8 protein-coding genes are annotated in these 9,699 nt (G+C 70.7%); 4 read left to right on the top strand and 4 right to left on the bottom strand.

The window, feature by feature from the left end; genetic code table 11:
* The 3 genes from ACZ4N5_RS05910 to glgB form a co-directional block, all read left to right on the top strand.
* Positions 1-432, top strand: a 432-nt coding sequence (locus ACZ4N5_RS05910) for an alpha-glucosidase C-terminal domain-containing protein (RefSeq protein ID WP_467755860.1), incomplete at its 5' end; no start/stop codon positions are given.
* A 106-nt stretch (positions 433-538) separates the two neighbouring features.
* Positions 539-1,960 carry a maltokinase N-terminal cap-like domain-containing protein gene (locus ACZ4N5_RS05905; protein ID WP_467755859.1) on the top strand — a complete coding sequence of 474 codons (1,422 nt, stop codon included), beginning with the start codon at positions 539-541 and terminating at the stop codon, positions 1,958-1,960.
* Between the two features lie 46 nt (positions 1,961-2,006).
* Positions 2,007-4,760 carry a 1,4-alpha-glucan branching enzyme gene (gene glgB / locus ACZ4N5_RS05900; RefSeq protein ID WP_467755858.1) on the top strand — a complete coding sequence of 918 codons (2,754 nt, stop codon included), beginning with the start codon at positions 2,007-2,009 and terminating at the stop codon, positions 4,758-4,760.
* Positions 4,761-4,868: 108 nt separating this feature from the next.
* Here the strand turns inward: glgB and ACZ4N5_RS05895 are convergent, their stop codons facing one another.
* From ACZ4N5_RS05895 to ACZ4N5_RS05880, 4 genes are all read right to left on the bottom strand, one after another.
* Positions 4,869-7,166, bottom strand: coding sequence for a HelD family protein (locus tag ACZ4N5_RS05895; RefSeq protein WP_467755857.1), 2,298 nt, complete (start codon positions 7,164-7,166; stop codon positions 4,869-4,871).
* 138 nt (positions 7,167-7,304) lie between these two features.
* Positions 7,305-7,637, bottom strand: a complete 333-nt coding sequence (locus ACZ4N5_RS05890) for a thioredoxin family protein (protein ID WP_315903705.1) — start codon at positions 7,635-7,637, stop codon at positions 7,305-7,307.
* Complete coding sequence (locus ACZ4N5_RS05885) at positions 7,634-8,062, bottom strand: MerR family transcriptional regulator (protein WP_467755856.1); 429 nt, start codon at positions 8,060-8,062, stop codon at positions 7,634-7,636. The genes ACZ4N5_RS05890 and ACZ4N5_RS05885 overlap by 4 nt, the downstream gene beginning before the upstream one ends.
* 66 nt (positions 8,063-8,128) lie before the next feature.
* Positions 8,129-8,650, bottom strand: a complete 522-nt coding sequence (locus ACZ4N5_RS05880; protein ID WP_467755855.1) for an Lrp/AsnC family transcriptional regulator — start codon at positions 8,648-8,650, stop codon at positions 8,129-8,131.
* Positions 8,651-8,760: 110 nt separating this feature from the next.
* Here ACZ4N5_RS05880 and ACZ4N5_RS05875 point away from each other — a divergent pair, with 110 nt between their 5' ends.
* Positions 8,761-9,699, top strand: coding sequence for an NAD-dependent epimerase/dehydratase family protein (locus tag ACZ4N5_RS05875; RefSeq protein ID WP_467755854.1), 939 nt, complete (start codon positions 8,761-8,763; stop codon positions 9,697-9,699).

Genomic DNA, 9,699 nt, shown 5'->3' with positions numbered 1-9,699 from the left:
CCCGGCCGCCTCTTCCTCCCCACGATCATGGACCCCGTCTACGGCTACCAGGTCACCAACGTCGAAGCATCGATGTCGTCACCGTCCTCGCTGCTCCACTGGACCCGCCGCATGATCGAGATCCGCAAACAGAACAAGGCCTTCGGACTCGGCTCCTACACCGAACTCCAGTCCTCCAACCCCGCCGTCCTCGCCTTCCTCCGCGAGGCACCCTCGACCGGGGGCGAAGGGGACGACGACCTCGTCCTGTGCGTGCACAACTTCTCCCGCTTCGCCCAGCCCACCGAACTCGACCTGCGCGCGTTCAACGGCAGGCACCCGGTCGAGCTGATCGGCGGCGTACGATTCCCGGCCATCGGCGAACTGCCGTACTTGCTGACCCTCGCCGGTCACGGCTTCTACTGGTTCCGGCTCCGCAAGGATGCCGTCTAGAACCCGGGCGGCGGGGCGGTTTCTCCCGCCCCGCCCTGGGCACGCATGACTCACACCTCGCCCGGTATCCGGGACCCCCGGGTCACTGGGGAAAGGACGCGACGCCATGTCGGAAGCCGTAACCCACTCTGCCCCGGCCCCGGTCGCACGCCCCGAGTTGCTCGCGTCGCTCGATCCACTGCTGCGGGAATGGCTGCCCCGGCAACGCTGGTTCGCGGGCAAAGGGCGTCCGGTGACCGGATTCTCCCTGGTGGCCGCGGTGGAACTGCTGCCGCCCAGCGCCCAGTTGGGGCTGATCCATCTGCTCGTACGCGCCCATCAGCCACGCACTCCCACGCAGGGCGCCATCTCGTATCCCGGGGACTGCTACCAGTTACTGATCGGCGTACGCGAGGCGCTGCCGCCACGGCTCGCACCGGCCCTGATCGGGCATCTGGAGGAGGGACCGCTGGCCGGCCGCACGGTGTACGAGGCGCTGCACGACCCGCGCCCCGCCGGTGTCCTGCTGGAAGCCCTGCGCACCGGGGCCCGCGTCGGTGAACTGCGCTTCGAGCACGACCGGCACCAGGAGATACGCAAGGACCTGGTCCCGCGCCTGGTGACGGCGGAACAGTCCAACTCGTCGGTCGTCTACGGAGATACGTTCATCCTGAAGGTGCTGCGCCGGATCGTGCCCGGGATCAACCCTGATCTGGAGCTTCCGCTGACGCTGGCCCGGGAGGGCTGCGCGCGGGTGCCGGCGCCCGCGGCCTGGATGCTCGCGGACCTCGACGCGGAGACCTACGTACTCGGCGTGCTCCAGCCGTTCGTGCAGGGCGCGGCCGACGGCTGGGAACTGGCGCTGCGGGAACTGGCCAAGGGCGAGGACTTCACCGCCGAGGCGCGCGCGCTGGGCCGGGCCACCGCCGAGGTGCACACCGCGCTCGCGCGAGCGCTGCCCACGGTCACCCTGGGCCACACCCAGATGCGGCCTCTCATCGACGCCATGACCAAGCGGCTGGACGCCGCCGCACAGGCGGTGCCCGCGCTCCGGCCCCACGCACCCGGCCTGCGGACCGCGTTCGAGGCGCTGGCCGATCTGTCCGCCGAGGGCCACACCTGGACGGCTCAGCGCATCCACGGCGATCTCCATCTCGGCCAGTGCCTGCGCTCCCCCGACGGGGAATGGTCGCTCATCGACTTCGAGGGCGAGCCGTCGAAACCGCTCGCCGAGCGCCGTATGCCCCAGCCCCCGGCACGCGACATCGCGGGCATGCTCCGCTCCTTCGACTACGCGGCCCACTCCGTCCCCCAGGCTCTCGGCTCCCCGGGGACGCCACTGGCGTCCGGTTGGGCCGACGCCTGCCGGGCCGCCTACTGCACCGGATACGCCGAGGTCAGCGGCCTCGACCCGCGCACGGATCCCGTATTACTGCGTGCCTTCGAGACGGACAAGGCGGTGTACGAGGTCGTGTACGAGGCCCGGCACCGCCCGGACTGGCTGCCGGTTCCGCTGGCGGCGGTACGGCGGCTGGCCGCGTCGCGCTAGATCCCCCTGCTGTTCCCCAGTTCACCCTCCTGAGGAGGCCCTGCCCGTGACGCCCCGCCCCCCGTCCGAGGACAGTCCGAAGAAGAACGGCGCGAAGAAACCGGCCGCCGCCGAGAAGACGCCCACCGAGAGGCCCACGCCCGAGAAGGCGGCGGTCGAGAAGGAAGCGGCCAAGAAGGCAGAGGTCGGAAACGCGGCGGCCAAGAAGGCGGCTGGGGGGAAACCGACGGTCAAGAAGGCCACCGCCAAGAAGCCCGGGATGGCCAAGAAGACCTCCGGGACCAAGAAGGCCGCCCTGGCAAAGAAGACCTCCGCGGCCAAGAAGACCTCCGTGGCGAGGAAGACCATATCCGCCCAGCGGGCCGGCGGGAGCGCGGTCGCGCAGGCCGCTCAGAACGTCCCGAGAAAGGGCACGACAGCCGTGGCGAAGATCCCGGAGCCCACCGCGGGCGAGAGCGGTCCCGCAGCCGGCGGGACAGGTCCCGTACCGGCCGAGAACAGTCCCGCGGTCGGCAAGACCGGTCCCGGCCCGGCCGGGAGTGGTCCCGCGGTCGGCGGGACAGGTACTGGCCCGGGTGAGGGCGGTCCCGGCCCGGCCGCGAGTGGTCCCGTTCTCGCCGGTGTCGATCCGGTGGACCGGCAGCGGCTGCTCGACGGTACGCACCACGATCCGCACGGGGTGCTGGGCGCCCATCCGGTGCCGGACGGTATCGCCTTCCGGGCCTTCCGCCCGTACGCGCTCGGGGTCACCGTCGTCACGGACGACCTGCGCGCCGAACTGCGCGACGACGGGGACGGGTTCTTCTTCGGGCTGCTGCCACTGCGCGCGGTCCCCGACTCGTACCGGCTGCTCGTGACCTACGAAGGGACGGTGCTGGACACCGAGGACGCGTACCGGTTCCTGCCGACACTGGGCGAGTTGGACCTGCACCTGCTCGGTGAGGGCCGGCACGAGGAGCTGTGGCGGGCGCTCGGCGCCGAGCCGATGGAGCAACAGGGCGTCGCCGGCACGCGCTTCACCGTGTGGGCTCCGAACGCGCGCGGTGTCCGGCTGGCCGGCAGCTTCAACTTCTGGGACGGCACCGGATATCCGATGCGGTCGCTCGGCTCCTCCGGCGTGTGGGAGCTGTTCGTCCCCGCGATAGGCGAGGGCGAGCTCTACAAGTTCGACATCACCCGCCCCGACGGTTCCCGCACCCTGCGCGCGGACCCGATGGCCCGCCGGACCGAGACCCCGCCCAACACGTCCTCGATCGTCCACGCCTCCCACCACGTGTGGCAGGACGCGGAGTGGCTGGCGAAGCGGGCCGCCCGCCCGGCCCATGAGGCGCCGTTCTCGGTGTACGAGGTGCATCTGCCGTCCTGGCGACCCGGCCTGACCTATCGTCAGCTCGCTGACCAGCTCCCCGCCTACGTCGCCGACCTCGGCTTCACCCACGTCGAACTCATGCCGGTCGCCGAACACCCCTTCGGCGGCTCCTGGGGCTACCAAGTCACCGGCTTCTACGCCCCCACCGCGCGTCTGGGCACCCCCGACGACTTCAAGTACCTGGTCGACGCCCTCCACCGTGCCGGTATCGGCGTCCTCATGGACTGGGTGCCCGCCCACTTCCCCCGCGACGACTGGGCCCTCGCCGAATTCGACGGCTGCCCCCTCTACGAGCACGCCGACCCGCAGCGCGCCGACCACCCCGACTGGGGCACCCTCGAATTCGACTACGGCCGCCGGGAGGTCCGCAACTTCCTCGTGGCCAACGCCACCTACTGGTGCGAGGAGTTCCACATCGACGGCCTGCGCGTGGACGCCGTCGCCTCCATGCTCTACCTCGACTACTCCCGCGAACCCGGCCAGTGGTCGCCCAACGAACACGGCGGCCGCGAGAACCTCGACGCCGTCGCGTTCCTCCAGGAGATGAACGCCACCGTCTACCGCCGCAACCCCGGCGTCGTCACCATCGCCGAGGAATCCACCGCATGGGACGGCGTCACCCGGGCCACCCACCACGTCGGCCCCGGAGGTTTCGGCGGTCTGGGGTTCGGGCTGAAGTGGAACATGGGCTGGATGCACGACTCGCTGGACTATGTGTCCCACGAGCCGGTCCACCGCAAGTACCACCACAACGAGATGACGTTCTCGATGGTGTACGCGTACAGCGAGAACTACGTCCTGCCGATCTCCCACGACGAGGTCGTGCACGGCAAACGCTCACTCGTCTCCAAGATGCCCGGCGACTGGTGGCAGCAGCGCGCGAACCTCCGCGCCTATCTCGCCTTCATGTGGGCCCACCCCGGCAAGCAACTCCTCTTCATGGGACAGGAGTTCGCCCAGGGGGCCGAATGGTCCGAGGCCCACGGCCCGGACTGGTGGCTCCTCGACCCCGCCTACGGCGCCGAACCCGACCACCGCGGCGTGCGCGACCTCGTCCGCGACCTCAACACCACCTACCGGCACGAAGCGGCTCTCTGGGAGCGCGACACCGACCCCGCCGGCTTCGCCTGGATCACCGGCGACGCCGCCGACGACAACGTGTTCGCCTTCCTGCGCCACGCCGCCGACGGCACCCCCCTGCTCGCGGTCTCCCACTTCTCCCCCGCCGTCCGCCACAACTACCGCCTCGGCGTCCCCGAGGACATCCCGGCCTGGCGCGAAGTCCTCAACACCGACGCCCTCCGCTACGGCGGCAGCGACGTCACCAACCCCGACCCCGTCAAACCGGAACCCCAGGGCTGGCACGGCCGACCGGCCAGCGTCCATCTGACCCTGCCACCCCTCGCGACGGTGTGGCTGCGGCCTGCCTAGGGGCTGCGCGTACCCGGTCCCCGGCGGCGCGGCCGCCGGGGACCGGTCAGGGATGAGGCGACGGGACCGCCGAGCCCGCCGTCGCTCCGGACCGGCACCCCGCGTCGGTCACTCCAGACCGGTGCCTCGCAGCGACGCGGGCAGTTCCCCGGTGTACACGACGCCCAGGGTCTGGGTGGCCCGGGTCAGCGCCACGTACAGGTCGCTCGTCCCGTAGGACGCGGGCTCGACCACCAGTACCGAGTCGAATTCCAGCCCCTTGGCCTGCCGGGGGTCGAGGAGCACCACCGAGCGGGTGAGGTCGGGCTCCTGGCCCGCCGTCACGCCGTCCAGCCGACCGGCGAGCGCGGTGTGCAGAGCGCGCGGCGCGATCACCGCGAGCCGTCCTTCGGCCGGGGTCAGTTCGGCGACGGCCTTGGCGACCGCGCCGGGCAGATCGTCCCCCGCCTCCCGTGCCCAGGGCCGTACCCCGGTGGAGCGGACGGAGCGCGGCGGCTCGAACCCGGGGCGTTCGGCCCGCACCACACCGGCGGCGACGTCCATGATCTCGGACGGGGTGCGGTAGTTGACGCCGAGCCGGGTGTGCTCCCAGCGGTCCTCGACGTACGGGGAGAGGATCTCCTCCCACGAGCCGACTCCCGCCGCCTCCGCCGTCTGCGCGGGATCGCCGACGAGCGTCATGGACCGCGTGGGGCTGCGCCGCATCAGCAGCCGCCAGGCCATCGGCGACAACTCCTGTGCCTCGTCGACGATGATGTGGCCGAAGGCCCAGGTCCGGTCGGCGGCGGCGCGTTCGGCGGCGCTGCGGTGGTCGTCCTCCTCGTGCCGTTCGGCCATCCGCTCGGCGTCGATGATGTTGTGCGCGGACAGGATCTCGGAGTCGTCCTCGTCCTTGTCCTCGAACTCGTACGTCCGCGAGGCGTAGGAGACGTCCAGCACGCCCTGCGCGTAGGCGATCTGGGTACGGCGTTCCTGGTCGGCCAGCGCCCGTGCGACCCGGTCGTCCTCGCCCAGCAGTTCGGCGGCCTCGTCCAGCAGCGGGACGTCCGCGCCGGTCCAGTCGCCGGGATCGGTCAGCGGGCGGTGGATCGCCGCCGCGTCCTCGTCGGGGACATGGCCGTACGGGTCGGCCAGGAAGTCGGCGACCAGTCGCTGTGGGGTCAGCCTCGGCCACAACTGGTCGACGGCCGACCAGACTTCGGGGTTCTCGGCGAGTTCGTCGCGGATCTGGGTGATGTCGCTCGCGTCGAGGAGGTTGGAGCCGTCGAAGGGGTCCGTGCCGATGCGTTCGGCCAGCATGTCGGTGAGCGTGTTGAGGATGTGGCCCTCGAAGTGCTCGCGCGCCACGTTGTGGGGCAGGTCGGCCGCGCGGGTGCGCTCCCGGGCGACCTGGACGAGGCCCGCGTCGAGCATCAGGACGTCCCGGTCGTGCTCGATCGCGATCACCGGGTCGGGGAGTGCCTGGCGGTCCCGGACGACCTCGGCCAGGACGTCGGCCATCACGGCACGGCCCTTCACGGCGGCTGCCTCGGGCGTGTCGACAGCCGTCGCGTGGACACCGGGGAAGAGCTCGCCGACGGTCGAGAGCAGCACGCCGGTCTCACCGAGCGAGGGCAGCACCTCGCCGATGTAGCCGAGGAAGGCCGGGTTGGGGCCGACGATCAGGACGGCCCGCTTGGCGAGCAGTTCCCGGTGTTCGTACAGCAGATACGCGGCGCGGTGCAGGGCGACGGCCGTCTTGCCGGTGCCGGGGCCGCCCTCGACGACCATGATGCCCCGGTGCGGCGCGCGGATGATCCGGTCCTGCTCGGCCTGGATGGTCTGCACGATGTCGCTCATCCGGCCGGTGCGGGCCGAGTTGAGCGCGGCGAGCAGCACGGCGTCACCGGTCGGGTCCTCGTGGCCGGTGCGTTCGCGGTCGCCGAGGTCGAGGATCTCGTCGTGCAGGTCGATGACGTGCCGGCCCGCGGTGCCGATGTGCCGGCGACGGCGCAGGCCCATCGGGGTGTGACCGGTGGCCAGGTAGAAGGGGCGGGCGACCGGGGCCCGCCAGTCGATGAGGATCGGGGTGCGCTCGATGTCGTCGGCGCGGACGCCGATCCGGCCGATGTGGTGGCTGACGCCGGCGGAGGGCGCCCCCTCCACGGGGGCCAGGTCGATACGGCCGAAGCAGAGTGAACCGTCCACTGCGTTCAGCGCGGCCAGCAGCCCCGAGCGTTCGGCGACCAGGACGTCTCTTTCGAGCCGGGCCTGCATGGGCGTGTTGCCCTGGGCGAGCGCGTCCCCGACGGAGGCCTCGGTGACACCGCGCAGCGCGTCCACACGCGCGTACAACCCGTCGATGAATTCCTGCTCGCTTCGCAGTTCATCGTCGGGGAATTCTGTGTGCGATCCCTTGTTTGACAATTCCGCTCCCACCCAGATATACTGCGCCTACTGAACTTCTCCGCGATTCGATCCCTCGAAGTCGCGAATCATTGAATATACGCAGCGAAATCCCCCGGGCGCAATTGCCCAGGGGATTTTTTTGTCTGCCGGGTGCGGTCAGAGCACGTCGGACAGCTCCTGCAGCAGCCGTCGCTTGGCTCGGGCACCCACCATCGACTTCACGGGCTCACCGTCGCGGAAAACCATGAACGTCGGCATCGAGAGCACGCCGTACGCCAGGGTCGTCTCCGGATTGGTGTCCACGTCCAGCTGGACCACCTTGAACCGGTCGCCCTCCTCGAAGGCCAGCTCGCTGAGCACCGGGCCCATCTGCCGGCACGGCGGGCACCAGTCGGCCGTGAACTCCACCAGCACGGGCAGATCCGACCCGATCACCTCCGCCCCGAAATCCGCGTCCGTCACTTCGGCCACGCCTGCCGCCCTGATCATCGCGTCCGCCCTCCCAGTTCGCACACGGGTTCCGGACCGCCCGGAACCTCCGCGTCGGCCGCCAGCTCGTCGCGCGCCCGTTCCGCCCGCGCCAGCTGCTCGCCGACCTGCTCGCGCACCGACCGCAGCTCGTCGATCAACGCGTCGAGCTCGCCGAGTTTGCGGCGGTAGACGTCCAGGGACGCCGGGCACGAGTCGCCCTCGGGATGCCCGGCCCGCAGACACTCCACGAACGGACGCGTCTCCTCCAGGTCGAACCCGAAGTCCTGCAGCGTCCTGATCTGCCGGAGCAGCCGCAGGTCGTGCTCGTCGTACGTCCGGTACCCGTTCTCGCCCCGCCGCGCGGGCAGCAGCCCCCGCGACTCGTAGTAGCGCAGAGTCCGCGTGGTCGTCCCGGCCCGTGCGGCCAGCTCGCCGATTCGCATGCCTCGACGGTAATCCTTGACGCCGACGTCAAGGCAAGCGGCCGCGTGGCGCCGCCCCGGCGGACGTCAGCGTGAGGTGCGCGGCAGCAGCGGCTTGCGGTCCACCGGTGACGACAGCACGATCGAGGTCGTCGTCCGCCCCAGCGCGGAGGTCTGCTCCAGGACGTCCTCCAGGTGGATCGTGTCCTCGACGGCGACCTTGAGGATCCAGCAGTCCTCGCCGACGACGTGGTGGACCTCGGTGACCTCGGGACGGGCCAGCAGTTCCAGGGTCCGCGGATGCTTGAGTGTGTAACCGCCGTGCGGGTTGACGCGGATGAAGGCCTGGATGCCGTAGCCGAGGCGGGGTGCGGACACCCGGGCGCCGTATCCGGTGATCGCACCCGTCGCCTCCAGCCGGCGCACCCGCTCCGCGACCGCCGCCGGGCTCAGCCGGACCCGGCGGCCCAGCTCGCTGAGCTTGATACGGCCGTCGCTCTGGAGCAGTTCCAGGATCTGCCGGTCCAGCGCGTCGAAGCCCACCGACGTTTCGCCGGAGACGGCGCGCGGATGCCGTGTTTCCTTCGGTGCGACGGCCGGATCTCCCATGTCTCCCCCTTCGGACCTGACCCCTGCGACGGGAGAATTATGGCCACAGGCCGGAGCACCGTGAACGACCGGCGAGGGTGACCGGTGCGTGGGCTCAGGTGCATGGGTGCATGAGGCACGCGTGCGGCGAATTGGGGGAGGGCGACGTGCGAGAGATCTGCGTCATAGGCGGAAACCGGTATTTCGGAAAGCGTCTCATTGCGCGGTTGACGGCCGCGGGAGACCGGGTCACCGTCATCAATCGCGGCTCGTCGGCGGCGCCCGCCGGGGCGATTCATCTGATCGCCGACCGCAATGACGAGAACTCCCTGGAAAAGGCGCTGGGTTCACGGACTTTCGATGTCGTCGTCGACCAGGTCTGCTACACACCGCGGCAGGCGGAGATCGCCCGCCGGGTCTTCGCGGGGCGCACGCGCCGGTATGTGATGACGTCCACCGTCGAGGTGTACGAGTACGAGGACTCGGCGGACCCGGTCGGCGAGGACGCCGTGGATCCCCGTACGGTCGCCGTCGATCTCGCCCTCCCGTGGGACGACGCCGACTTCCTCGACGCGCACTACGGCGAGGGCAAGCGGCAGGCCGAGGCGGTGTTCGCGGCCGACCCCGGCTTCCCGTCCGTGGCCGTGCGCGTCGCCCATGTGCTGGGCGGGGAGGACGACTTCACCGGCCGGCTGGAGCACTACGCCGACCGGATCCGTACCGGCCGGGCGATCGCCGTGCCGCCCGTGAACCACCCGGCGACCTACATCCACGTCGAGGAGATCGCCGACTTCCTGTTCTGGACGGTGGGCGAGGACTTCACCGGCCCGGTCAACGCGGCCTCCCACGGACCGCTGACCACGCAGGAGTTGTGCGAGGCGATCACCGCGCACCTCCAGGAGGGCAGGACGGTCCTGGGAGCCGTCGAGGCGGGCGAGGTCTCCCCCTTCTCCTTCGGCCGTTCCTACGGCATGGACAACTCCCGGGCCACCCGGCTCGGTTTCCCCTTCGGCGACGCGCGGGGATGGCTGCCGCACGCCGTGGCCGAAACCCTCGGAAAGGGCAACTGA

The sequence above is a fragment of the Streptomyces sp. NPDC026500 genome, assembly GCF_055567635.1.
The sequence above is the reverse complement of the archived record's forward strand: the minus strand, read 5'-3'. Positions and strand labels throughout refer to the sequence as shown.